At 71.6% G+C, this 25,564-nt stretch carries 25 protein-coding genes; 13 read left to right on the plus strand and 12 right to left on the minus strand.

Annotated features, from left to right (window positions below; translation table 11 throughout):
- Positions 1 to 13: 13 nt before the first annotated feature.
- Positions 14 to 532 (minus strand): CGNR zinc finger domain-containing protein, encoded by a 519-nt coding sequence (locus tag ACFWGZ_RS21565; protein WP_382453338.1) that lies wholly within the window; start codon positions 530 to 532, stop codon positions 14 to 16.
- A gap of 62 nt (positions 533 to 594) precedes the next feature.
- On the opposite strand from ACFWGZ_RS21565, the gene ACFWGZ_RS21570 reads away from it, so the two are divergent.
- A complete protein-coding gene (locus tag ACFWGZ_RS21570; protein ID WP_382453339.1) occupies positions 595 to 1,755 on the plus strand; it encodes an epoxide hydrolase family protein in 1,161 nt (386 codons plus the stop codon).
- 12 nt (positions 1,756 to 1,767) lie between these two features.
- Here the strand turns inward: ACFWGZ_RS21570 and ACFWGZ_RS21575 are convergent, their stop codons facing one another.
- The 4 genes from ACFWGZ_RS21575 to ACFWGZ_RS21590 all read right to left on the minus strand — a co-directional run bounded on the left by ACFWGZ_RS21575 (position 1,768) and on the right by ACFWGZ_RS21590 (position 6,488).
- Positions 1,768 to 3,273 carry a hypothetical protein gene (locus ACFWGZ_RS21575; protein ID WP_382453340.1) on the minus strand — a complete coding sequence of 502 codons (1,506 nt, stop codon included), beginning with the start codon at positions 3,271 to 3,273 and terminating at the stop codon, positions 1,768 to 1,770.
- Entirely contained in the window at positions 3,270 to 4,829 is a 1,560-nt protein-coding gene (locus ACFWGZ_RS21580; RefSeq protein WP_382453341.1) for a hypothetical protein, read from the minus strand. Before ACFWGZ_RS21580 ends, ACFWGZ_RS21575 begins: the two co-directional genes overlap by 4 nt.
- A gap of 96 nt (positions 4,830 to 4,925) precedes the next feature.
- Positions 4,926 to 6,083 carry an epoxide hydrolase family protein gene (locus tag ACFWGZ_RS21585; RefSeq protein ID WP_382453342.1) on the minus strand — a complete coding sequence of 386 codons (1,158 nt, stop codon included), beginning with the start codon at positions 6,081 to 6,083 and terminating at the stop codon, positions 4,926 to 4,928.
- A 30-nt stretch (positions 6,084 to 6,113) separates the two neighbouring features.
- Positions 6,114 to 6,488, minus strand: coding sequence for an ester cyclase (locus tag ACFWGZ_RS21590; protein WP_382453343.1), 375 nt, complete (start codon positions 6,486 to 6,488; stop codon positions 6,114 to 6,116).
- 187 nt (positions 6,489 to 6,675) lie between these two features.
- On the opposite strand from ACFWGZ_RS21590, the gene ACFWGZ_RS21595 reads away from it, so the two are divergent.
- From ACFWGZ_RS21595 to ACFWGZ_RS21625, 7 genes are all read left to right on the plus strand, one after another.
- The gene (locus ACFWGZ_RS21595) at positions 6,676 to 7,242 is read left to right on the plus strand and encodes a TetR/AcrR family transcriptional regulator (RefSeq protein WP_382453344.1); all 567 of its coding nucleotides are present in this window, start codon (positions 6,676 to 6,678) and stop codon (positions 7,240 to 7,242) included.
- A 113-nt stretch (positions 7,243 to 7,355) separates the two neighbouring features.
- Entirely contained in the window at positions 7,356 to 9,065 is a 1,710-nt protein-coding gene (locus ACFWGZ_RS21600) for a C2 family cysteine protease (RefSeq protein WP_382453345.1), read from the plus strand.
- Positions 9,066 to 9,194: 129 nt separating this feature from the next.
- Positions 9,195 to 9,680, plus strand: a complete 486-nt coding sequence (locus ACFWGZ_RS21605) for a hypothetical protein (RefSeq protein ID WP_382453346.1) — start codon at positions 9,195 to 9,197, stop codon at positions 9,678 to 9,680.
- Positions 9,681 to 9,865: 185 nt separating this feature from the next.
- On the plus strand, positions 9,866 to 10,705 hold the full coding sequence (locus ACFWGZ_RS21610; protein ID WP_382453347.1) for a glycoside hydrolase family 16 protein: 840 nt from the start codon (positions 9,866 to 9,868) through the stop codon (positions 10,703 to 10,705).
- A 194-nt stretch (positions 10,706 to 10,899) separates the two neighbouring features.
- Entirely contained in the window at positions 10,900 to 12,687 is a 1,788-nt protein-coding gene (locus ACFWGZ_RS21615; protein WP_382453348.1) for a serine/threonine-protein kinase, read from the plus strand.
- Between the two features lie 71 nt (positions 12,688 to 12,758).
- Positions 12,759 to 13,547: an FHA domain-containing protein gene (locus ACFWGZ_RS21620; RefSeq protein WP_382453349.1), complete on the plus strand. Its 789-nt coding sequence runs from the start codon at positions 12,759 to 12,761 to the stop codon at positions 13,545 to 13,547.
- Positions 13,548 to 13,701: 154 nt separating this feature from the next.
- Positions 13,702 to 14,400: an aminoglycoside 3'-phosphotransferase gene (locus tag ACFWGZ_RS21625; RefSeq protein ID WP_382453350.1), complete on the plus strand. Its 699-nt coding sequence runs from the start codon at positions 13,702 to 13,704 to the stop codon at positions 14,398 to 14,400.
- Positions 14,401 to 14,478: 78 nt separating this feature from the next.
- Here the strand turns inward: ACFWGZ_RS21625 and ACFWGZ_RS21630 are convergent, their stop codons facing one another.
- Positions 14,479 to 14,955 (minus strand): VOC family protein, encoded by a 477-nt coding sequence (locus tag ACFWGZ_RS21630; RefSeq protein WP_382453351.1) that lies wholly within the window; start codon positions 14,953 to 14,955, stop codon positions 14,479 to 14,481.
- 170 nt (positions 14,956 to 15,125) lie between these two features.
- Here ACFWGZ_RS21630 and ACFWGZ_RS21635 point away from each other — a divergent pair, with 170 nt between their 5' ends.
- From ACFWGZ_RS21635 to ACFWGZ_RS21645, 3 genes are all read left to right on the plus strand, one after another.
- Positions 15,126 to 15,800 carry a hypothetical protein gene (locus ACFWGZ_RS21635; RefSeq protein ID WP_382453352.1) on the plus strand — a complete coding sequence of 225 codons (675 nt, stop codon included), beginning with the start codon at positions 15,126 to 15,128 and terminating at the stop codon, positions 15,798 to 15,800.
- A 97-nt stretch (positions 15,801 to 15,897) separates the two neighbouring features.
- Positions 15,898 to 16,875, plus strand: a complete 978-nt coding sequence (locus ACFWGZ_RS21640; RefSeq protein ID WP_382453353.1) for a zinc-binding dehydrogenase — start codon at positions 15,898 to 15,900, stop codon at positions 16,873 to 16,875.
- 50 nt (positions 16,876 to 16,925) lie between these two features.
- Entirely contained in the window at positions 16,926 to 17,660 is a 735-nt protein-coding gene (locus tag ACFWGZ_RS21645) for a class I SAM-dependent methyltransferase (protein WP_382453354.1), read from the plus strand.
- A 4-nt stretch (positions 17,661 to 17,664) separates the two neighbouring features.
- Here ACFWGZ_RS21645 and ACFWGZ_RS21650 read toward each other — a convergent pair whose 3' ends face one another.
- A complete protein-coding gene (locus ACFWGZ_RS21650; RefSeq protein WP_382453355.1) occupies positions 17,665 to 18,891 on the minus strand; it encodes an MFS transporter in 1,227 nt (408 codons plus the stop codon).
- A gap of 89 nt (positions 18,892 to 18,980) precedes the next feature.
- Between ACFWGZ_RS21650 and ACFWGZ_RS21655 the strand changes: the two genes are divergently transcribed.
- Positions 18,981 to 19,292 (plus strand): hypothetical protein, encoded by a 312-nt coding sequence (locus ACFWGZ_RS21655; protein WP_382453356.1) that lies wholly within the window; start codon positions 18,981 to 18,983, stop codon positions 19,290 to 19,292.
- A gap of 165 nt (positions 19,293 to 19,457) precedes the next feature.
- Here the strand turns inward: ACFWGZ_RS21655 and ACFWGZ_RS21660 are convergent, their stop codons facing one another.
- Together ACFWGZ_RS21660 and ACFWGZ_RS21665 are read right to left on the minus strand one after the other, a co-directional pair.
- A complete protein-coding gene (locus tag ACFWGZ_RS21660; protein WP_382453357.1) occupies positions 19,458 to 20,291 on the minus strand; it encodes a hypothetical protein in 834 nt (277 codons plus the stop codon).
- Positions 20,288 to 20,773 carry a DUF6301 family protein gene (locus ACFWGZ_RS21665; protein WP_382453358.1) on the minus strand — a complete coding sequence of 162 codons (486 nt, stop codon included), beginning with the start codon at positions 20,771 to 20,773 and terminating at the stop codon, positions 20,288 to 20,290. The genes ACFWGZ_RS21660 and ACFWGZ_RS21665 overlap by 4 nt, the downstream gene beginning before the upstream one ends.
- Before the next feature lie 65 nt (positions 20,774 to 20,838).
- On the opposite strand from ACFWGZ_RS21665, the gene ACFWGZ_RS21670 reads away from it, so the two are divergent.
- On the plus strand, positions 20,839 to 21,264 hold the full coding sequence (locus ACFWGZ_RS21670) for a hypothetical protein (RefSeq protein WP_382453359.1): 426 nt from the start codon (positions 20,839 to 20,841) through the stop codon (positions 21,262 to 21,264).
- On the opposite strand, the gene ACFWGZ_RS21675 is transcribed toward ACFWGZ_RS21670, so the two are convergent.
- From ACFWGZ_RS21675 to ACFWGZ_RS21685, 3 genes are all read right to left on the minus strand, one after another.
- Entirely contained in the window at positions 21,252 to 22,064 is an 813-nt protein-coding gene (locus ACFWGZ_RS21675) for a VOC family protein (protein WP_382453360.1), read from the minus strand. The two genes, ACFWGZ_RS21670 and ACFWGZ_RS21675, sit on opposite strands and share 13 nt — an antisense overlap.
- A 126-nt stretch (positions 22,065 to 22,190) precedes the next feature.
- Positions 22,191 to 24,848 (minus strand): alpha/beta hydrolase family protein, encoded by a 2,658-nt coding sequence (locus tag ACFWGZ_RS21680; protein ID WP_382453361.1) that lies wholly within the window; start codon positions 24,846 to 24,848, stop codon positions 22,191 to 22,193.
- A gap of 44 nt (positions 24,849 to 24,892) precedes the next feature.
- A complete protein-coding gene (locus ACFWGZ_RS21685; RefSeq protein ID WP_382453362.1) occupies positions 24,893 to 25,387 on the minus strand; it encodes a MarR family winged helix-turn-helix transcriptional regulator in 495 nt (164 codons plus the stop codon).
- Between the last annotated feature and the right edge of the window lie 177 nt (positions 25,388 to 25,564).

The following is a 25,564-nucleotide window of genomic DNA, read 5'->3' on the forward strand; positions in this document are numbered from 1 at the left end:
GGTCAGCCGCCGGCTACCCCGTGCGGCGGCGGTAGGCCGAGGTCTTGCTGCGGTTGCCGCAGACCTCCATGCTGCACCAACGACCCTTGCCGTTGCGCGAGGAGTCGTAGAACGCCCACCGGCAGTCGTCCGCCGCGCACAGCTTGAGGCGACGCCAGCTGCCGTCGGCCACGCCGACCGCCACCGACTCCACGACCGGGTCCAGTCCGGGAACGCCGCTGTCCGCCCGCAGGTGCAGCCGCCCGGACCGGTCCGGGGCCAGGGTGAGCGGGAACTCGGCGAGTGAGTGGTCCTCGCCGGCGAGCGTCGCGCGCAGAGCCGTTCGCAACCTCACCGCGGCGTCCAGGTCGGACCGGGTCAGTCGCTGCCCCTCGCCGATCAGGTGACGCGCGGTGAGCCAGCCGGACAGCGCCTCGACCGACGTCAGCTCGTCACCGGCCACACGCCGTTCGCCGTGCCGTCGGAAGGTGCGCTGGTCGTCGGTGTTGAGGAACTGCTCGACCAGCGTCAGGTCGGCGACCGGGCCATTCACGACACCACTGTAGCCCAACACCGGTGTTGACATGCCTTCAACACCATCTATACGTTTCACCGGTGTCGAAAAACGAGGAAACGTCCATCCCGTTCGCCCCGCGGACGAGCCGGGCCGCGATCGAGGACCTGAGAGCACGGATCCGGGCCACGCGCTGGCCGGACTCCCCCGAGGACGCCGGGTGGTCGCTCGGCACCGATCTCGGCTACCTGCGCGAGCTCGCCGCGTACTGGGCCGACGGGTTCGACTGGCCGGCGCAGGAAGCCGCGCTCAACCGCCTGCCCCGCTTCCAGACCGCGGTGGGAGGCTTGATGATTCACCACGTGCACGCCAGGGCGGCCGGACCGGCGCTGCCCCTGGTGCTCAGCCACGGCTGGCCGGACTCGTTCTGGCGCTACTCGAAGGTCATCCCGCTGCTGACCGATCCCGGTGCGCACGGCGGCGACCCGGCCGACGCGTTCGACGTGGTGGTGCCGGACATGCCGGGCTACGGGTACTCGCAGCGGCCCGCCGGCGCACCGCTGGACTCCGCCGCGGTCGCGGGGTTGTGGGCCGAGCTGATGCGCGGGCTCGGGTACACCCGCTTCGGCGCCGCCGGCGGGGACATCGGCGGCACGGTCAGCCAGTTCCTCGCCGTCGACCACCCCGAGCAGGTGGTCGCGGTGCACCGCATGAGTCCCGGCATCCCGGTGTTCACCGGCGACCCCGCCGACCTCTCCCCGGAGGAACGGACGTGGCTCGCGTCCTGGCCGGCCTGGAGCGGCACCGAAGGCGCCTACGCGTCGATGCACCGCACCCGGCCGCAGACCGCGGCCTACGGGCTGAGCGACTCGCCGGTGGGCCTGGCCGCGTGGATCGTCGAGAAGATGCGCGCCTGGAGCGACTGCGGCGGCGACGTCGAGCGGAGCTTCACCAAGGACGAGATCCTGACCAACGTCACGATCTACTGGCTCACCGGGACCATCGGCTCATCCATGCGGATGTACCACGCGAACTCCGCGATCCCGCCCGAGCGGACCGCGCGCCGCGTCGAGGTGCCGTCCGGGTTCTCCGCGTTCCCCGGCGACTTCCTGCCCGCGCCGCGGGCGTGGCTGGACCGCGTCGCGAACACCACCCGCGTCACCGAGCCGGAGCGCGGCGGCCACTTCGCCCCGTTCGAGGAGCCCGAGCTGTACGCGGCGGAGCTGCGCGAGTTCTTCCGGCCCTACCGGTCGGCGGACTGACCCGGTGCGATCTCAGTGCTTTCGCGCGCGATTCCACAGATCCGCGCCGTGGCTCGTTGCTCGCGGCTCGCCTTCGTGGAGCCGATAAGACCGCTGACCGTCGTCATCGCGTTCGGCGCGCAGGAACAGCGCGGGAAAGCTTTCGCGGTCCTCGTGACAGCCGTGTGCCAGCTCGTGCAGGTGGGTGACGATGAAGACGGTGACACCGGCATCGGTCAGGGCGTCGATGACGTGCCGTGCGATGTCGGAGCCCTCCCGCTCGTTCGTCGACTGGAAAGGCTCGTTGCACAGCAGCATCGCGTTCGGGGTGATGACGTCGGCGATGTCGGACATGCGCCGGAGTTCTTCGTCGAACTTGCCGCTGGTGAGGGTTCTGTCCTCGTCACGGGTGAAGTGGGTGAGAACGCCGCTGCGGGCGGATGTCGTGAACTCGGTGGCGGCGACGAACATCCCGGCGTTCGCCATGAGCTGTGCCAGTCCCGCGCTGCGCAGGAACGTGGACTTGCCGCCCCGGTTGGCACCGGTGACCACGACCAGCGCCATCCGGTCGGCGTCGACGTCGTTGGCGACGGCCGGGTGGTCCAGCCGCAGCTGCAGGCCGGGGTCGTAGAGCCCGCTCGCGGTGAAGGCGGGCGGTGCCGCCTCGCGCACCACCGGGACGCAGATCGGCGCACCGCGCTCGGCCAGTGCTCGGCGGAGGGTGACACATCCGACGTAGAAGGCGGCCTCCCTGTGCAGCGACGTGAAGAACGCCAGCACGTCCTGCGCGGATCGCACGGCGGCACCGGCCACCCCGGCCAGCGCCTGGTCGCGCAGTGAGCTCAACGCCCGATGGCCGCCCTCGTCACCCGGCGGGATCTTGTAGGTGGCGGTGGGGATTTTCCTGGCGTCGCGGCGGAACAGGCCACGGGCCGGCGGCAGCGGCTGGCGCAGGACGAACTCGTCGCTGTGGTTGCCCGTGCCGAGTCGTGCGGAGAAGAGGAGCTCTCCCTTCAGCGCGAGCCGGCCCAGCTGAGCCGTGGCCGACCGCAGGTACGGTTCGTCGAAGTTCTTCTCCACCAGGTCGAAGAACTCCACGAGCCCGGCCGACGACACCCGCGGGCGATGCTCCTCGGCCATCGACCTCAGTTCGCGCAACAGGTGCACGAACTCCGTGAGGGTCGCGACCGACTGGGTGAGCAGCGTCTCCGGCGAGTCGAACAGGACACGGCGGGCCGCGTCGCGCTGTGCTGTCAGCGCTCGTCCGGCGAGCTCGTACAGCTGTCGCGCGAGCTCCGGTTCGGCCAGGAAGTCGACGAGGACCGCTTGCCGGTGGGCGACGTGCGCGCGTGGTGGCGGCACCGCCAGCAGCACCTCCCGCGCCGCTTCGGCGAGCACCGGGTCGCCGCACGCCATCGCGTCGATCACCCCTGCCAGCCCGAGGTCTTCGGCAGCGTGCTCGGCGAGCCGCCGGGCCGGACCGTCACCGATCCGTTCCGGCGTCTCGACAGCGGCGGCGAACAGCAGACCGGGCTTCACGCGCGCGCCTCGATCCGGGCGCGCAACCGATCGCGGTCGAGTCCGTGCTGCGCGGCCAGGGCGAGCGCGTAGGCCTCACCGTCGGCGCGACCCCGCGTGACCCGGAACGTCCTGCTGCTCGCGTCCCGTTCGTCGACACCCGCGACCAGCGAGACGATCCGCGAGTCCATTCGGGACAGCTCGTCGACGAACGTGACGCACACGCCCACCGCGCCCGTGTCCAGCACGGCGTGGAGCACGTCCCTGCTGATGGCCTGCGCGTCGACGTGCGTGGTGGAGCTGAACATCTCGTTGAGGACGACGACGGACCGGGAGCCGGCCTCCGCCAGCAGGTCCGACATCCTCGTGACCTCTTCCTCGAGTCTGCTCGTCATCTCCCCCGCGCGATCGCCGCGCTCGAAGTGGGTCAGGATCGCGTCCGGCGGGTGCAGGGCCGCGAAGCTCCCCGGCACCGGCACCCCCAGCGCGGCCAGGTGGTAGAGCTGCCCGAGCGTGCGCGCGAAGGTGGTCTTGCCGCCCTGGTTGGGCCCGGTGATCACCAGCACCGCCTCGCCGTCGCCCAGCGCGACGTCGTTGACGACCGGTTTCCGTCCCGCCGCCACGAGGGTGTGCACCAGCAACGCGTCGAACGTGTCCCGGACTTCGAGCTTGCGGCCGTGCTCGACGTCGGGCAGGCCGAACGGCAGTCCCGCCTGCCGTGCCGCGGCGGTGAAGTCCAGCCACGACAAGACGAACCTCAGCTCGCGCTCGACCACGTCGATCACCGGGTGCCGGACCTCGGCATGCTCGTCCAGGAAGCGCGCGGCCCGGTCGAACACGTCGGGGAAGAGCTGCACGACCAGGTCGAGCACGGCCTCGTGCATCTGGTTCATCTCCGCGCCCGCGCGCACGTCGAACCGGTGCGGCGTGACGTCGCCGGTGGCGAAGCGGTCGAACGTCGCGAGAGTCGCGGCGCCCAGGTCGTCCTGGCCGGCGAACGGACTCGCGGTGATCCGGTCGCCGGACAGGGACAGGGTGTAGCGGAGACTTCCGAGCTCGGTGAGCGCGGCCTCCACTCCCGCGGCCATGCGGGTGAAGTCCGGGCTGCCGCGGTAGTCCTCCAACCACTCCAGCCAGGCCCGCATTCCCGGCGAGGACGGCCCGGCGTCCTCGACCGCGGCCGTGACCGCGTCGACGACCTGCACGTAGGTCGAGATGGCGGTCAGCTTCCACCGCTGCGACTGGGGCCGGTGCCGCAGCCGCGCCGCCACGTCCCACTGGTGTCCACACTGGACGAGTCCGGCGCAGAACGCGCGCACCGCCGTGAGCAGGTTCGCGTTCTCCAGGTCCGCGAACACCGCTTGCCGCAGCTTGATCGCGGACACGTCGGTGAGCCGGGTGCGGAAGGCCGCCTTGAGGTCGTGCGGGTCCCGCTCGGTCACCACGGCGTCGACGAGCTGGTCGAGCAGCAGGTCGGGGAAGTACTCCGGTTCGCCCGCTTCGCGGGGCAGCCGGCCCCCGGCGCCGCCGGACGGCGCGAACAGGCCGGCGAAGTGCCCTGTGTGCGCCTGGGACACGCCCATCACCGAACCCGCTGCTTGATCGATCAACTGGAGTGCACGGAGTATGCGGCCCGGTCCCGGACCCGTCAAGGCGCGTCGCGGTGGCCCCGCTCAGGCGCCCCGGAACGTCGTGCGGATCTCGTCGACGAGGACGGCCGGCTGTTCGAGGGCGGCGAGGTGCCCGCCACGCGGAAGGGTGGCGAAGTGCAGCACGTCGGAGTACCGCCGCTCGATCCACCGCCGTGAGGCCTGGACGACCTCGCCGGGGAAGATGCTGAACCCGGCGGGCACCGGGTTGGGTGGCGGTGCGCCGGCGTCCGCGGTGCGCGAGGACTCCCAGTAGAGCCTGGCGGCGGAAGCTCCGGCGTTGGGGAGCCAGTACATCATGACGGTGTCGAGAACGACGTCGCGGCCGAGGACGTCCTCGACGTCGCCGTCGACCACGTCCTGCAGAACGGTGCAGATCCAGGAAGCGAGACCGCTGGGCGAGTCGGCCAGGGAGAACCCGATGGTCTGGGGCCGGGTGGACTGCTCGGTGAAGTACGCGTTCTGGTCCGTCGCGTACAGCTGGGCACGCGCGAGCATCCGCTGTTCGTCCGGTGTCGCCTCGGCGATCTCCTCGGGCGTCGGGAACACCGGTGCCAGGGTGAAGTGCAGACCGCGGCACCGGTCCGGCGCCTTCCGGCTGATCGTGTCGATGATCGCCGCGCCCCAGTCGCCTCCGTGGGCGAACCAGCTGTCGTAGCCGAGCCGCTCCATCAGGGTGATCCAGGCGTCGGCGATGCGTCCCGGGTTCCAGCCCGTGGTCGTCGGCTTGTCCGAGAACCCGAACCCCGGCATGGACGGGACGACGACGTGGAAGGCGTCCTCGTCGCTGCCGCCGTGGGCGCCGGGCTCGGCCAGGGGCGAGACCAGGTCGCGGAACTCCAGGACCGACCCCGGCCAGCCGTGGCACAGCAACAGCGGCCGTGCCGCCGGGTGCGACGACCTCACGTGCAGGAAGTGGATTCCGAGGCCGTCGATCTCCATGCGCGAGGAACCGGACTCGTTGATCTGCCGCTCGCACCGCCGCCAGTCGTAGCCGGTCGCCCAGTACTCGCACAGCCGCTGGACGCTCTCCAGCCGCGCTCCCTGGCTCAGGTCGGGCACGGTCTCGCGGTCGGGCCACCGGGTGGCCGCCAGGCGGCGTTCGAGATCGCGGAGATCCCCGTCCGGCACGGCGATCGGAAACGAATGCTCACTGATGTCGTTGGCGTGAAACACGAACACGCACTCCTTGGTCGGGCTTGGTGGGAGCTGTCAGAAGACGGAACGGCCGCCGACCGGACTGTCCGGAACCTGCTCGGCGGCGTCCCAGTGCTCGGCGATCCGCCCGTTCTCGACCCGATAAATGTCGATCACGACCAGGGCGACCGCGCCGCCGGCCGCGGTGAACGAGCTGTGCGCCACGACCAGGTCGTCCTGCGCGATCGTCCGCTTGACGTCGAACCGCAGGTCCGGCATGGCCTGCCGGGCCGCGTCGACGTGGTCGACCAACGCCTGACGGCCGTCGGGCAGGGTCCGGTTGTGCTGGACCAGGTCCTCCGCCACCAGTGTCGCGGCCTGCGAGGTGCGGCCCTGGTTCCAGACGATCTCCAGGTAGTCGCGCACGAGACGGGTGTTGTCGGCAGTCATCGGGGGGATCTCCTCGCACGGTTGCGGCGCGACGGCGCCGAGTAAGATCCACAGTGTGGAAGACGGCACCGGCCGAAGCACCGGTTCGAGCACTTCACCGCATCGATCGGCCCGCTCGTTCGGTAAATCCGCGGCCGGGCGCCCACCGGAGGACCACGCCGCGCGGCGGTGGGAGATCTACCTCGCGGTGGCACCGCTCGTGGAGCGGGCCGGAGTCAGGAACCTGAGCATGCGCGCGGCGGCGCGCGCCGCCGGTCTCTCGGTCAGCGGCCTCTACCACTACTTCCCGAGCAAGCGGGACCTGGTGCTGCTGCCGATCGACCCGGAGTTCAACGCGCGAGTCTGCGAGGACTACCACGACCGGATGCGGCACCTGGACGCCGACGCGTTCGCCGCCGAGATGCTGCGCCTCATGGCGGGCAGCGTGACCGCGGTCCGGCCCGCCGTGCGCGCCGCGATGGAGCTGGGCACCGAGGTGTTCGAGTCCGCCCTGGCGTCCGCGAGCGAGATCGCCACCGGCGGCTTCACCCGGGCCGTCCGCCGTGCCGCACCGCACCTGGACGCGCCGGCCTCGGCGGACCTGGAACGGGCGCTGCTGCACACGTTCCTGGCCGCGGTGCTGGACCGCACGGCGACCGCGGCCCAGCTGGAGGCCGATCTGCGCCTGCTGCTCCTCGCCCACCGCGCCCGCCGACGTGTCCCCTCCACCAGGCCGCGCCCGGCCGCCCTGATCGGTCCGACGTCGCGCCGTTAGCGGGCCGGATCCGCCTCCGTCAACAGTTCCCCTGGTGATGCCCGAACGGGCAGAGTTTTCACCGATTTCGCTCGTACCATCGCCGTTACCGCCACTCAGCGGGAGGAAACGGAATGCGTGAACGCGCGATCGCCGACGACCGGTCCGAAACGTCCGGGAACCGGCCACCGCACAGCCCCGACGCTGCTCGTCAGGCCGCCGCCGACATCCTCTCCCTGCAGGCCGGCGCCGGGAACAGGGCGGTCTCGGGGATGATGCACCGCCACGACACACCTGTTCCCCGGGACCACGCCGCCCCGCAGCACGGCACGGTCCAGCGGACACCGTCCGAGTTGCGGGAGCAGTTCGCCGCCGACCCGCTCGTCACCCGGTCCCTGCTGGACCGGCTCCGGCATCCGGGCTGGAACGCGTACGTCGTCCAGCTCGAGCAGTACTGGAAGATCCCCGATCTCGACCTGCGCCGCCGGATCGCCGCGTTCCCCACCACCTATCGGATGGCGAAACGCCTGGAAAACGCTTACCGGAGCGAGTTCGGCAAGAACGAGCTCGCCCTCGTCGACCTCGTCAACGCCGCGCTGGAACGCGAACGGTCCGAGCTGTCCGGGCCCGCCGCCGCGCGGCTCACCCCCGACCGCGGCTTCTACCTGGGCGCCGACGAAGATCCCCGGATCGACCGTGACCAACCCCATGCCGTCCTGAAAGACACCGAGCCGATCTTCACGCGAGTTCCCTGCCTGGACGACGTCCTGCAGGGCCAGCTCGGAGACTGCTACCTGCTGGCAGCCGTGGCGAGCATCGTCGCGAAGAACCCGGGGCACTTCACGGATCACATCGTCGACAACGGCAACGGAACCGTCACCGTGATCTTCTACCGGGGTCCGGGCGACGCCAGGCCGACGACCGTGGTCAAGTCGGTCGCCGGCGCACGGTACGCGAAAGGCTCCCTGTGGGTGCAGCTGCTCGAAAAGGCCTACGTCGTGTCCGGTCTCCAATCGAAGCCGCTTCCGCTCACCAGCGGCAACGTCGAAATCTCCTCGGCCTACACGCAGATCGCCGGCGGACGTCCCGATCAAGCCCTCGTGCACCTCACCGGCCAGGCGGCCACGAGTTCCGGCGTGGGCAAGTCGCGCAAGCGGTTCCGGGAGAAGGCGGGCGACCAGTCCAACTCCAACCCCGTCATGGAGAAGCTGAAGGAGAAGATCCGGAGTGAGAAACCCTCGGGCACCTCGGCGGAGGAGATCGAGGAGGCGACCCTTCAGCTCGGCGCGCTGCAGAGCGCGGTCATGGAGTTGATGAACCTCGTCGCCATGGTCTACCTCAGCCGGCAGGACATCGCCGAGTTCGTCGAGCGCCACAGGTCGATCCCGGGCTTCGACGACTTCATGGCCGGACTGGGGACGCTCGACCTGCCGGGGACTCTGGGCAGCGGCGAATACGGCCACGAGGAGCACGAAGCGTTCGACATGATCCGGTCGGCGATCGACGAGGGCAGGCCGGTGGTCGTCACCACGAAGGCCGTGATCTCCGATCCCAAGAACAGGGCGGAAAGGGACAAGGGACTCGCCGGCGAGGTCAAGGTCGGCGGACTGGCCGCCGGCCACGCGTACAGCGTCCTCGACTACCAACCTCGCGTGCCGCAGCCAGGAGCGCCAATCCGTCTGCTGCTCCGCAACCCGTGGGGCGAGTACGGGCGCCACTACGTCGAGACCCCCGAGGGTCTGCGCGGGACAGCCGAGGCGAAGGGGAACGGACAGTTCTGGCTCGATCTCGGCGATCTCGTCGCCTACTTCGACGACATCTCGGCCACCGGGAGCAGGAAGTGACCACGTAGCTCCGGCCTGGCCCAGGGTGCCGGCTTCCGCACGGCAGCGACCCGTCCGCACCTCGCGGCGTGCCTCGCGGCGGTTCATACTGGGTCTCTCTGGACTGGCTCGTCGAGGCTGGTGGAGCACATGCGGATTCCGGGGCGTCGCCCGCGGCGAGGCGCGGCCGCGCCGGATCCCGCCGCCGCGCGCCTGGTGGCGTTGCGGTCGCTGCTGGAGGTGGCCACTCGGGCCGTCGCGCTCCAGCCCGCCGCCGAACAGGTCATCGGCGCCTGCGCGCAACCCGGTGACGTCCCTGCGCAGGTGGCCCGCCGGGGCGGCCGGGTCGCGGCCGACTACTGCCGCCTGCACGGGTGGGCGGTGGACCTCGTCGGGGACGCCGACCGCGCCTCGCTGGAGTTCCGGGTGGCCCAGCTGCTGCACCACCACTCCGAGATGATCGACACGTGCCTCAAGCTCGCGTTCCCGAAGTTCCGCAGCCCCAGGCTCGAACAGCGGCGGCTGGCGCTGCGCGGACTCGGTGAGCCGGCACGCACTCTTCGCGACGCCCGTGCGGCGCTCGCCCTGTGGATCTCCGACCTCGAGCAGACCGACGGCGTCGTGCCGCCGTCCTGAACCCTCCGTCGCACGTTCTGGCGGCCTCGGCAGCTGGGCCGGCCTCGGCGCGCTCCGCGAGCACCGGACGGGACCGGTCCCGGAGAGGAACGCGCACGATCACCACTTTCATCGCGGTCGCGGGTGCACGCCGTGAACCGGCCGGAGAGCGGCGCAGTTCCCCCGCGACAGGAAGGAGGATCTCCATGACGCTGTTCCGAAGGAGATTGTTCACCGGTGCGGGTGCCGTCAGCGCGGTCGCCGCGCTGGTCGTGGCCGGTGCGGCGATCGTGCAGCCACCCATCGCGGCGGGCATTCCACCCCACGACCGGACGCAGGCCGCCGTCCGGCACCACTGGGGGGCTCCGCTGCCGAACTCGGACGAGTTCGGCTACACCGGTCCCGTCGACCCGGCGAAGTGGTCGGTGCCCAGCGGCACCACCGGCGGAACAGCGGGGTGCTGGCCGGGCCACAACGGCAACGGACGGCGCTGCGCGAAGAACACCGCGGTGGCGGGCGGGATCATGCGGATGACCGGGGAGGCCAACGGCGACACCGGCTGGCTCAAGCACCGTCTCGACCGCCAGTACGGGCGCTGGGAGATCCGCTCGCGGTCGCGGAACACCGGCGATTCGGGCGGTCTCTACCACCCGCTGCACCTGATCTGGCCGACCTCCGAGCGGTGGCCCCAGGACGGCGAGTACGACTGGGTCGAGTACACCGATCCCGACGCCCAGTGCCTGTCGGCGTTCCTGCACTACCCGCACCCGCCGGACGTCGGCGTCCAGCAGGAGTACCGCGAGCGCTGTCCGGTGGACATGCGCCAGTGGCACAACTTCGCCTTCGAGTGGACCCCTTCCGCGCTGGTCGGCTACGTCGACGGCGTCGAGTGGTTCCGCGTCTGCGGGGGTGGCGGACCGAACGGGCGGCAGGACGTCCAGACCATGCCGTCGGGCCACCTCAACATCCAGCTCGACAACTTCACCGGCAGCAGCGGTCTGCGTGCCGCGGTCTTCGAGGTCGACTGGGTTCGCGTCTACTCCTGACCGTCCCCGCGACGAGAACGGCAGGTGCCGTTCAGCCTGGTGAGTTCGTGCCCGTGAACTCACCAGGCGCACCGAGTTCACCGCATCACGCCCGTCGGGCGGAGCCCGCATCGCTTTCCCTCCGTTAGCACCTGGAGAGCGGTTTGTTCGGGTCTATACGATGCGATGTCCGAGGGGCATGCAGGGAGCGAACTGTGCAGACGGAGCAAGTCGTCGCCAACAGGTACCGGCTGGAAGAGCAGATCGGTTCCGGGGGCGGCGGAGTCGTGTGGCGGGCCACCGACGAGCGCCTCGGCAGGCCGGTCGCCCTGAAGCGGGCCCTGTCCGGAGACGGGGATCCGCAGCGGTTGCGGCAGCTGGAGCGCGAGGCGCGGCTGCTCGCCCAGCTGAACCACCGGCACGTCGTGACGATCCACGACGTTCTCGACGACAGCGGCGAGTGCTGGCTGGTCATGGAGTACGTACCGGCGCGGAGCATGGCCGAGCTGGACGTCATCGCGCCCCGGCACGCGGCGAAGCTGGGCGCGCAGATCGCGGACGCGCTCGCGACGGTGCACGCGAAGGGGATCCTGCACCGCGACATCAAGCCCGGCAACGTCCTCATGATCTCCGGCGACGAGGTGAAGCTCGCCGACTTCGGCATCTCCCGCGGCACCACGGGTGACGCGACCGTGACCCAGACCGGTCTCCTCACCGGGTCACCGGGGTACGTGGCGCCGGAGGTGGCCAACGGCGCCGACCCGACGCCGGCGTCGGACGTGTTCTCGCTGGCGTCCACGCTGTTCGCCGTGGTGGAGGGCGAGTCACCGGTCGGTGCGACGACGGACAACATGCAGCTGCGCCTTCGCCGGGCGGCCAACGGCACCATCGCCTCGCCGCGCAGGAGCGGCCCGCTCGCGCCGGTGCTGGAGCGGATGCTGCAGGTCGACGCCGGGCAACGTCCCACCGCGGCCGAGGCGCACGAGATGCTCGCAGAGGTCGCCGGTGTGGAGGTGGCGCAGCGTGCACCTCGCCGGCGGTCTGCTCCGATCCTCGTGCCTCTCGTGACGGCAGGAGCACTGGTCGCGGTCGCGGCGGCGGGTTGGGTCGTGTTCTCCCATGCCTCCGACAAGACCTCCTCCCCCGAGCCCACGACGCCGATCGGGCCGGTGCTCGGCGCCGACGCGCGTGCCGCCGATCCGTGCGCGCTGATCTTCGGAGCGGAGCTGGGGCGGTTCGGAAATCCCAACCAGGTGCCCGATGACTCCGGGTTCAACGAGTGCCACGTCATCGTCAAGGAGGACAGCGAGGAGGCGAACGTGCTGGCGGCGATCGAGAACACTCCCGACGACCAGCCCGTCGCGCAGTCCGAGGACAAGGGGCGGTACCGACTGTTGGAAGATCCGGCGGGGCAGGGATCCTGCAGGCGGCGGTTGCTCCTGCCGGACCAGTACCAGATCCGGATCGAGGTGACCAAGGCGGACACGATCGGCGCCGACGCGTGCGCCATGGCCGCTGTCGCCGTCGACGAGGCCGGCAGGGTGATCACAGCGGGATCGATTCCAGAGCGTCGGCCCAAGAATCCGGCGTTGCTGCCGGGTTCGTTCCTGTGGACCAGCGCCTGCAAGGCCAAGGACTCGGCCTCGTTTCCCGAGTGGCCCGGAATCGACCGCATGAAACCGAAGTCCGACTTCGGCCACTGGAAGTGCAGTTGGAGCAGTTCCACCGACGACGTCGTCTACCGGCTGCGGTTCGACCGCGGGACAACGCTGGACAAGGCCGGTGGGAGGAGGACGACGATCGCCGACCGGTATGCCGTGGTCGAGAAATACCCCGACAAGGACCTGTGCGAAGTCCAGGTGCGCAACATCTCCTACGAGGATTCCTACGGCGATCCCAAGGACGAGGTGCTGGAAGCCACCGTAGTGGGCGAGAACCTGCCGCCGGACCAGCGGTGCGAACTCGCGGTCCTGCTGGCCAACGCGTTCTTCCCGCCGCGGTGAGGCGGGACCCCTCCCGCCCGCTGCGGCGAGACTGACGGACCGCTGCCCGCACGAGGTGCCAGGAGTCGAGCATGCCAGAGGAACGCCCGAACGAGCTCCCGGCGAACCACCACAGCCTCGCCCTCGGTGTCTCCCCCGGTGTCGTGCCCGGCACGCTGCACGTGCTGGCGGTGACGGGAGGCGTCGCCTTCGGCCCCAAGCAGGGGCGAACCGTCCTCTTCGGACGGAGCAGGCCGGACGTGCACGTCTGCGTCGGCGAGGACGACATGCGCATCAGCCGGGAGCACGGGGTGTTCACCTGTCGCGGTGACCAGTGGTGGATCAGCACGCTGGGTCGCCTTCCCCTGCGGTTGAACGAATCCCGCCTGCTGTTCCGGCACGACGAGCCGATCCCGTTGCAGACGGGGTACACCCCGCTGTTCGTCCGCGGCTCCCACCACCGCCTGCACCTGCTCGAGGTGCACGTCCAACCCCAGGAGGGCGGCAGGCCGCCGGCCGACCACCACGCGCCCACCCGGCCTCCGCGCACGTGGCGCCTCTCGCCGGTGGAGAAGCTCGTGGTCGTCGTGCTCGCCCAGCGGTACCTCCTGCACGAGCGGCACCCGATCCCGCTGTCCTGGCGCCAGGTCGCGGAACACGTCGCCGAGCTGCGGCCGCACGAGGACTGGAACCACAAGAAGGTCGAGCGCGTCGTCACCGAGGTGCGGAACCGGTTGAGCAGCAACGGTGTCTCCGGGCTGACCCGGGACGAGGTCGGGGAGCCCATCGGGAACACGTTGAACCACAACCTCATCCGCGAACTCATGGAGAGCACCACCCTCGTGCCACCGGACCTGCGCATCCTCGACCAGGACGGCTGACCGGCCAGGTCCTTCCCCTGCGTTCCCGGTGGGCGCGCCGCGGCGGTAGGCGGTGTGCACGGGCATCCCCGACTCACTGGAACGCCTGTGATGGTGAGCTGGGAGGATGTCGCTGTGCCCAGGCTGACAGGGACAAGGACGGTGCGGTCGGCGTATGAGGATTCCCGAGGACGTGCTGCGCGCGGCCGGCCCGGTGGCCGAGTGGTGTGAAGACCACGAGGGCCTGTCCGGTGACGTGTGGCGCGCCGGTTCCAGCTACGTGAAGCGCTCGGGCGCCGCGGAGCACACCCGGTTGCGGTGGCTGGGGCAGCACTTCGAGGTGCCCGAGATCCGGGTGTTCTCCGGCGACTGGCTCGTGCTGGCCGACGTCGGCGCTCCCTCCTTGACCAAGGCGGATCCCGTGCTCGCCGGGACCGTCATGGGTGAAGTGCTGCGAGCGTTGCACTCGTTGCCCGTGACCTCGTGCCCTTTCGACGCCGGAGTCGCCGTCCTCGTCGAGGAGGCCCGGCACAACGTCGAGGCCGGTCTGGTGGATCCGGCCGACTTCGACGACGACAACCTGGGCGCCACACCGCAGGAGTTGCTGGATCGACTGGTCGCCACCGCTCCCCCGTCCGAGGACCTGGTGGTGACCCACGGGGATTTCTGCCCGTCGAACGTGTTGCTGCGCCCTGACGGCTCGACCGTGCTGATCGACGTGGCGCGGCTCGGCGTGTCCGACCGGCACCGCGACCTCGCGCTGGTGCACCGGGAACTGAGCGGGCAGGCCGCGGACGCGTTCGACCGCGCCTACGGCCGCACCCCTCATCCGCCGGCGCTCGCCTGGTACCGGCTGGTCGACGAGTTCTTCTAGCCGCTGTGCCGCGACACCTTCTCGGTTCCGACCATTGGTGTCACCTCGACGGGTGTGCCGTCGGATGAGCCCGGACCGTCAGCGTCGCATGATGCGGTGTGCGAGGTGCGCCGAGGAGACGTCGGCGCGTTCGCGGTCGAGTTCGACAGCGTCGAACCCGCCGACGGGGTCGGTGTAGAAGCGGAGGGCGAGACCGTCGGGAGTGCTCAGTTCGACGAGATCTCCGATGAACCCCGCGATCACCGGACTGTGCGGCACCCCGCGCGCGTCGAGGTGCTCGACCCAGGAATCGAGTGCCGCCCGGTCCGAGACCCCGAACGTCACCGGGTCGTAGCCCGCGACCGCTTCGGCCGCGGCGGGTGCCAGGCGCAGTTCGACCGGCACGTCGACCCCTGGCAGCAGCACGATCACCGCGAACAGGGCGCCTGACTCGTCGTGGTGGTCGAACCGCTCGACGTGCCGGGCTCCGAGTGCGTCGGCGAACCAGGCGATGCTCTCTTCGAGATCGGTCACGGGCAGTTTGAGGTGGTGGATTCCCGACAGGATGGGTTTCACAGCAGTTCCTCCGCGGTGACGGTCGTGGGCGAATGCGGGAGAGCGCCGCGTCGAAGCGGCGGATTCGAGCGTGCAACTCGTCTGCCGGGTCGGATTCTCCCCGGTGGAGGCGTCGATCATGGGCTGGTCGTCGATCCGAGCTGCGGCACCTCACGAACTAGGCTGCCGTCGTGGGACGGGGACGAGCGGGGCGGTCGAAGGCGCGGCGGCGGCGTGACAACGCGAGCCGGGTGCCCGCGGGTGAGGCCAGGAGGGCGCGGGAGGCCGCGCGGCAGGACGCGGCGGCCCGGGCCGCCCGCCGCGAGGCGGAACGCACCTGGTGGGAGCGTCAGACGCAGGGCACCCAGACCTGGCTCGTGCTCGGGGCCGTCGCCGCGGTCGTCGGCGGGCACTTCCTGATGTGGGAGCTGCTGCTGCCGGCGCTGGGCGAGCTGGTGGGGCCCGTTCCCGTCGTCTCCACGGTCGTGGGCTGGCTCTTCTGCGGCGGCGCCATCACGGCGACCGGGGTGACGCTGGTGAACTGGGGCACGTCCTCGCCCGGCGCGAGGTCGCGCTGGACGGCGGTGTCGGCCGGCTGGGGTGTCGTGGCACTGATGGTCGGCGTGCCGACCCGGCTCGCCTTCGACGTGCCGCTGCCGCTGGACTACTGGGCGGGCCTGTTCGCGGGTGCCCGCGGCCTGCTGGCGATGCCGGTGGTGGCGGGGGTGCTGGCGCTGGCCTGGGCGGGGGCCGCGCGGCTGCTGCGGCGCAAGGCGCGGTGCTCGCGCACCACGGCGGGGTGGTTGTTCGTCGCCTACTCGGTCGTCCTGCTGTTCTGGGGTGCGACCTGGCTGCGCGTGGTGTGAGGTACCTGTGACCTCACGCTCATCGGAGCCGGCAGCGGCATAGCGCGGCCCGCGGCGGCGTTGGGCGACACGTACCCGCTCCACGGAAAGGCATGTCATGCGCGCACTGGTCCAGCAGAAGTTCGGCGACCCCGCAGAGGTCCTCGAGGTGCAGGAGGTGCCCGCTCCGCAGCCCGGCCCCGGCGAGGTCCTGGTGCAGGTGCTGCTCTCCCCGATCCACAACCACGACCTGTGGACCGCGCGCGGCACCTACGGGTTCAAGCCCGCGATGCCCGCGCGCTCCGGCACCGAGTTCGTCGGGGTCGTCGAGGCGCTCGGCGAGGGTGTGGACGCCCTCGCGGTGGGCCAGCGCGTCGCCTCCGGCGGCACCTTCGGCGCCTGGGCCGAGTTCGTGGTCGCGCCCGCGCAGACGCTCATCCCGGTCCCCGACGCCATCGGTGACGAGGCGGCGAGCCAGCTGGTGTCGATGCCGTTCAGCGCCATCGCGCTGCTCGACTCGCTGGACCTCGCCGAGGGCGACTGGTTCGTCCAGAACGCCGCCAACGGCGCCGTCGGCCGGCTCGTCGCCCAGTTGGCGGCGGCCCGCGGCATCCGCGTCCTCGGTCTCGTCCGCCGTGCGGACGGCGTGGCCGAGCTGCGCGAGCAGGGCATCGGCGACGTCGTCGCCACCGACGACGACGGCTGGCGCGACCGGGTCCGCGAGATCGTCGGCGACGCCCCGGTCAAGGCCGGGGTCGACTCCGTCGGCGGTGCGGCCGCGGGCGACGTCGTCTCGCTGCTCGCCGAGGGCGGCAAGCTCGTGGTGTTCGGCGCGATGGCCTCCCCCACCCTCGAGATCAGCTCGGGTGACGTGATCTTCAAGCAGGTGACCGTCACCGGTTTCTGGGGCAGCAAGGTGTTCCCCGCGATGGCAGCCGAGAAGCGGGCCTCGCTGCTGGGCGAGCTGGTCACCGGCATCGCCTCGGGCGCGCTCACCCTGCCGGTCGAGCACGTCTACGCGCTGGAGGAGATCGCCGACGCCGCACGCGGCAACGCGGCTCCCGGCCGGCGGGGCAAGGTCCTGCTGCGCCCCTGACGCCTCCGGGCTCCTGGCACGGTGATCGATTCCTCGCCAGGATGGGCACCATGCCTGCTGATCCCGCGAGTTCCGCCGACGTGGCCCTGGAGAACGACTACGACCTCTTCGCCGAGGGCTACGTGATCTCCAACGAGACAAGCCTGATCAACGCCTACTACACCCGGCCCGCGATCGTGGACCTGGCGGGCGACGTCGCCGGCCGGCGGGTCCTGGACGCCGGGTGCGGCGGCGGACCCGTGTCCCTGGCGCTGCGCGACAAGGGCGCCATCGTGACCGGTTTCGACCGCAGCGCGAAGATGGTGGAGCTGGCCCGGCAGCGGCTGGGTGACGACGCGGACCTGCGGGTCGCCGACATCACCCAGCCGCTTCCGTACGCCGACGGTGCGTTCGACGACTGCGTCGCCGCCCTGGTCCTGCACTACCTGGAGGACTGGACCGCGCCGCTGGCCGAGCTGCGGCGGGTGCTCAGGCCCGGTGGCCGGCTGATCGTGGTCGTCAACCACCCGATCATGCTCCCGTTCCTGCACCGCGGGTCCGACTACTTCGCGATCAAGAAGTGGACCGACGACTACGACTTCAACGGCCAGAAGGCCACGCTCACCTACTGGCACCGGCCGCTGCACGCGATGACCGGCGCGTTCACCGCGGCCGGCTTCCGCACGGCCGTCATCAGCGAGCCGCCCCCGGCACCGGAGGCCCACGAGCTCTTCCCCGAGGACATGGCGAAGTTCCCGTCCGGGGCCTTCCTGAGCTTCCTGTTCTTCGTCCTGGAGGCCGTCTGACCCGTCATCCGCTCTGGTGGGCGGTGGCGCTCGCCAGGGCCCGGTTGTTCAGCACGGGGTAGGACACCGCTGCCACCACGACCAGGAACGCACCGGCGGCGACGTACGCGACCTGGACGGCGAAGAGGGTCGCGAGCACGCCGCCGAGTGCGGCTCCTGCCGGTCCTCCGGCCATCACCACCAGCCGGCTCGACGACAGCACCCTCCCCAGGAGCTCGCCGGGCACGATCTGCTGCCGCACGGTGCTCACCACGACCTTCTCCGCGGTCATCAACGCCCCGGTCACCGCCATCATCGCGGCCGCCACCCACGGGTTCGCGACGAGTCCCAGCACCAGGATCGCCGCGCCCACACCGCTCTTGCCGACGAGCAGCACCGTGCCGGGACCGAGCCACCTGCCGACGGCCGCGGCGGCCAGTCCCCCGGCGGTGGCACCGACCGCGGTGGCCGTCAGCAGCAGGCCGAACCCGAAGTCCGGGAGGCGGAGAACCTCGCCGGCCAGCAACGCCAGCATCGCGAACTGGGCGGTGACGGCCACGTTGCCGAGGCAGGAGACCACGGCCAGCGCCCGCAGCGTCCGGTTCCCGGTCAGCCACCGGACGCCCTCGGCGATCTCGCCGCGCACGCTGCCGCGCCGCGCCCGCGGCGTCGTCGCCCGCCCGGCGCCGGGCCTGATCGAGAGGATCAGCAGGCCGCTCGCGGCGAACGACAGCGCGTTGCCGGCGAACGGCAGCACGGTGCCCACGCCGAACAGGGCGGATCCGAGCGGCGGACCCGCGAAGTCCTCGCCGGTGCTCTCCGCGGCCGCGATCCGGCCGTTCGCGACCGCCAGCCCGCGCGGGTCCCGCGGCACGAGGTCCGGGATGGCCGACTGGGCGGCGATGTCGAAGAACACCTGGCCGACGCCCAGCAGGAACGCCGCGGTCACCAGCCGCACCAGATCCACCCGGCCGGTCAGGACCAGTGCCGCGAGACCGGTCAGGACGGCGCACCGGGCGAAGTCCGCCCACACCATCACCTTCCGGCGGTCCAGCCGGTCCACCACCACACCGGCGTGCAGCGAGAGCAGCACCCACGGGATCTCCGCCGCCACGACGACCGCGCTCAACGCCAGCGGGCCGGTGGTCGTCTGCAGGGCCAGCAACGGCACCGCGGCGGCGTGCATCCCGGTGCCGGCCGACGAGACCAGCGTGGCGCCGAAGAGCCGGTGGAAGCGGCTTCCCAGCGGCACCTGTCGGTCGTTCGACCGACTGCGTCCCGCCGCACGCCCCGATATCTTGATCTTCCCGCCCCCCGTTCCCGACAGCGTGGAGGAGCACCATGACCCGGCGTCTCGTCACCGGTCTGGCCACCGCGGCCCTGATCACGTCCGCCCTCACCGCGGGGACCGCCACCGCCGCCACCAAGGGCAGCATCGTCATCAGGAACACCTGCGGCAAGGCCGTCTCCACCACGATCCACCGCACCAGCGGCGCGATGATCGCGGGCACCGCGGCCGCCCCCGCGGGCAGCAGCTTCAGCTACCCGGTCGCCCCCGGCACCTACGTGGTGCGCGTGCCCGCCGGCGCCAAGACCGTCAGGGTCCTCGACGTCAGCCCCAAGGCGCACTCGGTCGTTGTCAGGGCCTGCTGACCAGCCTGGTGATCGCGCCGATCAGGCTCCGGCCGCGCTCGGCCAGGTGGTAGAGCACCTGCACCGGCGTGCTGGGCACCACTTCACGGTGCTGTTCCCGGCCTCCGACGACGCGCGCCACGTCACCGGGTCGGACCTTTTCGTCGACGGCGGGCGCAACCAGGTCTAGCGCCGCTGGTCCAGTCCCAGCACGGGGAACTCCACCTCGGCCGAGGGCGCGCCCAGCGGGTCGTGCCACGCCCGGTAGGTGAGCTCGTCCGGGCCGGTGATCCCGTAGGCCTCGTGCAGTGTCGCGGCGCAGTTCCGCGCGAGCCGCAGGAACTCGGCGGTGAGCGCGGGACGGCGCAGCGACGCCGTCCAGTTGGGTTGCGACACCTCCGGCGCGGCCCAGTCCCACCGGCGCAGCTGGAACTCGTCGGCACCCCGGGCCACGTCCTCGCCCGGTGCTTCCGCGTGGAGCCGGTCGGGCGAGCCGGCGAACTGCACGTACCGCTTCGGGTCCGCCTCGCTGTGCACGATGAGGAAGACGTGGTCGGTCACGTCGCGCAGCGCGTCCGCGAGGCGTTCGGCGAACTGCTCCCAGTCGTGGGCGACCTTCCACGGCATCGGCACCGGGGTGGTCGTGGTGGTGAACGCGAGCCCGGGGTCGTCGAACGCGATCCGCTTCGCCGGCGGGCTGCGGTGGTCGTCGCGCTCGAAGCCCTCGGCGACCGCCCGCGGATCGCGTGAGATCACCACGTAGGCGTGGGACTCGCTGGACCCGACCTCGACGGGCAGGCCGCGGTAGGTGCCGGGGCGGGCGAGGTCGTAGCACTCCAGCACGTCGTCGTGCGCGAGACGCTTCACGAAGTGCCGGCGGCCCGTCTCGACGAACGACTCGTCGACCTGGTGGTCCGCCGAGATCCACCACCTGCCGGGCATGTGCTGCAACCGGTAGTCGACGCCGAGGTAGCGCACGAACCGGCCGGGAGCGGTGAGGCGGTCGCCGTCGTGGTTCACCGGTGGCCGGCCCTCCGGTCGAGTTCGACGCCCTGCGGGGTCTCGTACCGCGCGCGGAGGCCGCGCAGGGCGAGGCTGAACGAGATCCGCCCTCCGGACGCGGTGTCCCAGTCCGCGGAGCTCGTGCCCTTGGAGTCGCGCAGCCGCGGTGCGCCCCAGCGCTTCTCGCCCTCGCGCACCGCCAGGGCGTAGGCGTCGCCGAGGAAGCGCCTCGACCCGGAGGTGACCTCGCGGATGGTGTCCGCGATGTCGAGTCCGACGTAGGACAGGTCGCCCCTGGCGCCGATGGTCGACACGTCCGGGACCGTGAACCCGGACACCGTGTTCATCAGGTAGGTCACGCCGTCGTCGACCTCGATCGTCCACCCGAACCACTCGACCGCGCGCTGCTGCACCTGGTCGCGGGTGAGCGGCCACGACTCGGCGTCCCAGAAGTCCAGGAGGTCGCACGCCTCGTCCGCGGTCATCGCTTTCCAGCTCACCCGATCAGTGTAGGTGTGCCACCACCGGCGGAGTCGCGCCCAAGGCGCACTACGACGGCCTGCCCGTGGACTTCATCGCCGAGGCCGTGAACGTCCTGGGCACCCGCGACACCGAGGGCCACCGCACCTACCACGTGTTCAACCCGCACGACGACGGCATCTCGCTGGACACCTTCGTCGACTGGCTGACCGAGGCCGGTCACCGGCTCACGCGGGTCGAGGACTACGACGAGTGGCGGGACCGCTTCGAGGCCGCGCTGCACGACCTGCCGGAAGCGGTCCGCCGGCACTCGCTGCTGCCGCTGCTGCACGCCTACCGCACCCCGGCCGAGCCCGCCGGGGCACCGCCCGCTCCCCTGTTCCGGCAGGCCGTGCGGGAGGGGAAGGTGGGCGCGTCCGGGGACGTCCCGCAGATCACCCGGGAGCTGGTCCTCAAGTACGTCAGCGATCTGCGGCAGCTGGGGTTGCTGGAGGGCGGTCAGTCGTCGTAGGGGTCGTCGGCCGGGGAAGCGCTGTCCCAGTCGGAGGCCTGGTCCGGGTCGATGATCGCGAACCGGGTGCCGAGCGGGTCGGCCAGCACCGCGACCTGGCCCAGGGGCGAGGGGTAGGGCTGGAAGCGCAGACGGGCGCCCGCGGCGCGGGCCCGCTGGAGGGTTCCGGCGAAGTCGAGGCCGGGCGGCACGGCGAAGTGCGCGATCCACCGCGGCGGCACGGTGGCGGGCGTGTCCAGGGCCATCCTGACCCGGCCGATCACGGTGTCGCCGCCGGTGGAGTACACGACGTGGTCGACGGACTTGCCGTCGCCGACCTGGCGCTGCCGGTAGCCGAAGAGCGCGCCGTAGAACGGGTCGGCCTCGCGCGGGCCGCGGGTGACGAACTCCAGCCACACGAGCGCGCCGGGCACGCCCGCGGTGAAACCCCAGCCCTCGACCGGCTGCGCGATGCCGACGGTCGACCCGCCGGGGTCGTCGACCAGCACCTTGGCGACGAGGCCCGGCAGGACCTGCGGCTGAGTCTCGAGGACGGTGCCGCCGAGGCGGCGGACCCGGTCGCTCGTGGCCGCCAGGTCGGCGACGGCCAGGTAGGGCGTCCAGTCCAGGGTCGCCCGTTGCAGCGGGCGCAGGCCGGCCACCGGCTCGCCGTGCAGCAGGGCGACCGCGTAGTCCTCTCCCGCCTCGTCGCGGGTCCAGTGGTACTCCCAGCCGAAGACCTCCTGGTAGAACCGCGTGCTGCGCTCCGCGCGGGTCGTGGCGAGCTCTACCCAGCACGGATGTCCCGGTCTGATGATCATGAGAAGGCGTTCGCTCCCCTGGGAGGTCGGTGGAATGGCGAGCCCTCCGGCCGAGGGCTCACCATTCCACCGTACTTGCTCCGCCGGGGTTCGCGCCGGATCGTCCTCTGTGGACAGAGCGTGGTGCTACGACACGACGCCGGTCACCTCGAACCCGGTCCCCGGCGGGGTCGAGCCGTCGAACCTCAGCCGGATCTGCTCCCGTTCCTCGGCCTCGGCGTCGACCGCGGTCGGCACCGCGAGCTCGACCGACGTCCGGCCTTCCGGGACGACCAGGTACAGGACGAAGTTCGCGGCCGACAGCGGCCGGGACGGCTCGGGGTCCTCGCCGGTCTGCGAGCGGTACCAGTCGGCGTCGAGGTCCGTTGTGGACAGTTCCGCACCGGAGGAGGGCGCGAGCGCGCTGCCCCGCAGCGCGATGGGATCGTCCGCGACGGCGGACAGCGTCACGTCCCACTTCAGCGTGCCGCCCTCGGTGACGCTGCCGGCGACCGGGATTGCGGCCACGCTGGGCACCGGGTCGTCGTTGCGCACGAGCAGTTCGCCCGTCGTGTTTCCGACGACCACGTTGGCGAGCGCCTGCACGACGAAGAAGTGGCGGCGTTCGTTGCTCCACCTGGTGTTGCCCTCGACGGTCACGGGCACCTCGACCCGGTGCTCGCCGTTCTCGAGCGTCACCAGCCTGTTCGTCGGCAGCTTGCCCGGTTCCGTGTGGAAGAGCCGGAACACGCGGGTCCCGCTGCCTCCCGCGGTGATGACGGCGTTGTGCGTCCTCGTGCCGGAGTCGCCCTCGTCGACGGCGACGTCGGCGACGTCGACCCGTCCCAGCCGCGTGGACACCACCGGGACGAGCCCTTCGTCCCAGCCGTGCGCGTCGATCAGCCACGCCTCACCGGACTCCGACCCGGGGAGCAGTTCCAGCGCGGCCAGCTCACCGAGCCCTGCGGGCAGCGGCACGCGGACCTCCTGCGCCCACACCGAGTTCGTCTTCGAAGTGCCCGGCAGGCCGGTGATGGTGACGGACCCGAGCGCGTGCCGGCGCCCGCTCGTGTCCCTGACCGAGACACCGAACTCGGCTTCCGGTGTGTTCGGCGGGACCGCGAGCCGCAGGGCCAGGTGCCGCGAGTCGTGCAGGGCGACAGGCCTGGCAGGCGTGACCACGCCCACTTCGCCCGCGGCCGACCACCGGAGGGCGACGGCGAGCCGGTCCGGCTGCGTCACGGTGCCGCGGAGGCCGGCGAAGTGCGGCGAAGCGAAGGTGGTGCTGCACGCGGTCCCGTCGAAGGCCGTTTCCAGGCAGACGCGGGCGCTGCCCGAGGCCGCGGTGGAGGTGCCCGGGACGACGAACGGCCTGCGCGCACCGCCGACGGCGTGCGAGAGGACCCTCGCCGTGCCCGCGGACGGTGCGCGCACACCGGAGCCGTCGAGCAGGGGGAGGACGGACTCGTCGTGCCGGAGGAACAGGCGTGCGGCGGCGGCGACGTAGGTGGCGCCCGCAGTCTGCTGCTGCGCGGCGGTCAGGCGGGTGGCGGCGCCGGGCGAGCACACCGGGTCGGGCTCGTCGCCCGGGGAGAAGTCGTCCCACGCGGGCGCGTTGGTCTGTCCGGGAGTCCATTCGCTGTTGAAGTAGTTGTGGTTCGCGCCGATCAGGAAAAGGGCGCTGTGCAGGGCCTCGCCGCGGCTCAGGCCGCGGGTCTGGTCGACGGCCATCTGGCCCTGCAGGTCGCGCACGTCACCGTCGCAGCCGGGCAGCAGCGTGACGGAGGGGACGTCCGGGGCGGGGTTGTGGCCGAAGATCGTGGGAGCCACCAGCACGGTGCCGCGGATGGTCCAGCGCACCGGACCGGTGAAACCCGTGTCACCGGCCGGAGGGGTGACGCTGTCGATCGCGGCGCGGTTGACGCCCTCCCCGCCGCGGGAGTGGCCGACCAGCAGCACCTTCCCCAGGTCGGCTCGCGGCGCGGACCGCACGACCGGGAGTGCCGCACCGCGGCCGGACGCCCAGTCCGCCCACTTCGCCAGGTGGTGGCGGACCAGTGACGACCGGCCCTGCGCACCCGCGTCACCGGTCTCGTTGTCCTGAGCGTTCACGGAGTTCGCGGAGATGGAGACCGTGAGGTAGCCCTGCGACGCCAGCAGTTCCTGCGCTTTCAGGTAGCCCCGGTAGCTCGACACCGGCGTGGTCCCGGCCGGGCAGGGCCAGTCCAGCGTGATCCGCGCCGGTTCCGCGTCGTCGTAACAGGTGAAGTGCCTGCCGTGCAGGAAGAGCGCGAGGGGCCGCCGGCCCGGTGCGCCCACCGGTGCGACGACAACGGCCTTCATCTCGACCGGTGTCCCGTACCCGGGCAACGTGATCGGGTCGAGCGAGTACTCACCGGTCGTCGTCGTGTACTCCCCCGGCACACCGGGATCGACGGCGGCCAGGGGCGGCGAGGGCGGTAGATCGGGCACGGCGGACGACGGGGTCATCGGCGCGGGCTCGGCCAGGTCGAGCCTCCTGCCCGCCGACCGCACCTGCAGCGCGGCCGGGTTCCCCGGTGACGCCCGCAGCGTGAAGGAGCGCAGATCGGCCGACTCCTGCGCCAGGCCGAGGAACCGGTCCCCCTCCCAGAACTCCACTCCGGCGTCACGCGGCGGCATCGGGGTGCCGGCCGTCCAGCGGATCACGCCTCCGGACGCGGACCAGCCGGTCGCGGACGGCGGCTCCGGCGCGGCCGACGCCGGCGGCACGGGTGACAGGGCGGCCACGGCAACGCAGAGAAGAAGCGCGACTGTGCGACGCATGAAGTGTTCTCCTTCGACAGGACCTGAACAGGCCCGCAGTCGCGTTAGCGGCAGTCAGGCGTGCCGCGGGTGGTGTCGCGCGACATGGCCGGGTCGGTGCGCTGCATGTCCGCGATCACCCTGAGCAGGGTGTGCAGCGTGGTGGTGCGGTCTTGTTCGCGAATCCCGGCGAGGGCGGCCATCAGCGGGTCGCTCCGAGCGGACAGCACGTGTGCGACCTCGGCGCCCGCCTCGGTCAGTGACAGCACGCGGCGGCGGCGATCCGCGGCGGGCGACCGCGTCACCAGCCCTTTGCGCTCCAGGGCCGTGCCGGTGCTGGACATCGTCGACGTGGTCACGTCGAACTCCGCGGCGAGCGCGGCCACCTCGTGCCGTTCCCGGGGAAGCCGGTCCAGCGCCAGCAGCACGTTCTGCTGCAACAACGACAACCCGTGCTCCTGGGCCGTGCGCCGCGCCGACGAGCGCAGGCCGTGCCCGAGTCGCACCAGCGCGTCGGCGAGCCGCCGGTCCAGCCCGGCCGTGTCGCCGGTGCCGGTCACGTGGCCCGCCCCGCCGATGAGGCGCCGAGCACCGCACCCAGTTGCTGCACCGCACAAACCCCTCGTCCACCGGGAAATCCGTCGTGGACGAGCCTGCGGCCGGAGCGGGTGCGAGCGGATCAGCCGGAGAGCCCGGGGATCATGGCCGGCCGACCACCCCCCGTGCCCGGCCTCGGC

The organism is Lentzea sp. NPDC060358 (genome assembly GCF_042725365.1).
In the GTDB taxonomy this organism is placed as follows: Bacteria; Actinomycetota; Actinomycetes; order Mycobacteriales; family Pseudonocardiaceae; genus Lentzea.

Coding starts and splice junctions, on each gene's coding strand:
- ACFWGZ_RS21590 (WP_382453343.1), bottom strand. CDS start 6,488: ATGACTGCCGACAACACCCGTCTCGTGCGCGACTACCTGGAGATCGTC.
- ACFWGZ_RS21600 (WP_382453345.1), top strand. CDS start 7,356: ATGCGTGAACGCGCGATCGCCGACGACCGGTCCGAAACGTCCGGGAAC.
- ACFWGZ_RS21605 (WP_382453346.1), top strand. CDS start 9,195: ATGCGGATTCCGGGGCGTCGCCCGCGGCGAGGCGCGGCCGCGCCGGAT.
- ACFWGZ_RS21610 (WP_382453347.1), top strand. CDS start 9,866: ATGACGCTGTTCCGAAGGAGATTGTTCACCGGTGCGGGTGCCGTCAGC.
- ACFWGZ_RS21620 (WP_382453349.1), top strand. CDS start 12,759: ATGCCAGAGGAACGCCCGAACGAGCTCCCGGCGAACCACCACAGCCTC.
- ACFWGZ_RS21625 (WP_382453350.1), top strand. CDS start 13,702: ATGAGGATTCCCGAGGACGTGCTGCGCGCGGCCGGCCCGGTGGCCGAG.
- ACFWGZ_RS21640 (WP_382453353.1), top strand. CDS start 15,898: ATGCGCGCACTGGTCCAGCAGAAGTTCGGCGACCCCGCAGAGGTCCTC.
- ACFWGZ_RS21645 (WP_382453354.1), top strand. CDS start 16,926: ATGCCTGCTGATCCCGCGAGTTCCGCCGACGTGGCCCTGGAGAACGAC.
- ACFWGZ_RS21655 (WP_382453356.1), top strand. CDS start 18,981: ATGACCCGGCGTCTCGTCACCGGTCTGGCCACCGCGGCCCTGATCACG.
- ACFWGZ_RS21675 (WP_382453360.1), bottom strand. CDS start 22,064: ATGATCATCAGACCGGGACATCCGTGCTGGGTAGAGCTCGCCACGACC.
- ACFWGZ_RS21680 (WP_382453361.1), bottom strand. CDS start 24,848: ATGCGTCGCACAGTCGCGCTTCTTCTCTGCGTTGCCGTGGCCGCCCTG.